General features: G+C 64.8%; 1 pseudogene. It reads right to left on the bottom strand.

Annotated elements, in window-relative coordinates:
- Positions 1-807, bottom strand: a pseudogene (locus V0R37_RS21810) (IS91-like element ISCR8/ISPps1 family transposase); the annotation flags it as partial.

Genomic DNA, 807 nt, shown 5'->3' with positions numbered 1-807 from the left:
ACCCCGATGTGGTTCAGGATGTGGCGGATTTCGGCGCTGTGGGTGATGAAGGCAATGATGCGCATCTGCCCACCGCACATGGGGCACAGCAGCGGAAATGCCTCGTAGATGCGGGCAATCAGCACCGCCCACAAGTAATGCGCCGCTCGCTTCGGGCGTGCTTCAGGTTCGGGTGTGGGTGTGGCCGCGTTGCCCGGCGCCGCCACCCCAGGTACGCCCGCGCCAGGTTGTGCAGTCTCCACCGTGGCTGGTTGCGACGCAGCAGGCTGAGCCAGCGCCGTTACCGCCGCTCTCAGCGGCGAGTTTGGTGCCAGCACACCAAAGTAGCGGTGCCGGTGGGTGCGTGGCGGTGGCACCAGCGCGGCGATGCGGTCGATCAGTTCCAGCGGTGTGAGGTGCAGCTCATCTGCCTTGGCACCACGCTTGTCACTGGTGGGCTCGCTGCGCTGTTTGGCACAGCGGTACACCAGTTTGCTTCCCTCTTTGCGTAGGCGCTCCATGGAAAACGGTGGACGCGCGCAATAGCGCAGCAGCCGCTCCAGCGCAGCGCGGTCGTGGGCTTCGATGCAGACACCGGCGTCCACCGAGAAGCCGCTGTGTTTGTAGCCCAGCATGTCTTTGGCGTCACAGTTCTCCAGCAGGCCCCGAGCAACGAAGGCGCGCAGGATGCGTTTTTGCAGTGTGGTCTGCACTGGGGCCACGGTAGCCGCATCGATGCCGGTGGCCGCGTGAAAGATGACACCCGGCGATGAGATTCGAGGGGTCGCATCAGCATCGCCCTCGCCCTCCACTTCCTCAAACACCCCG

It is taken from the genome of Pollutimonas rozaliensis (genome assembly GCF_048751585.1).
Classification (GTDB): domain Bacteria; phylum Pseudomonadota; class Gammaproteobacteria; order Burkholderiales; family Burkholderiaceae_B.
The sequence above is the reverse complement of the archived record's forward strand: the minus strand, read 5'-3'. Positions and strand labels throughout refer to the sequence as shown.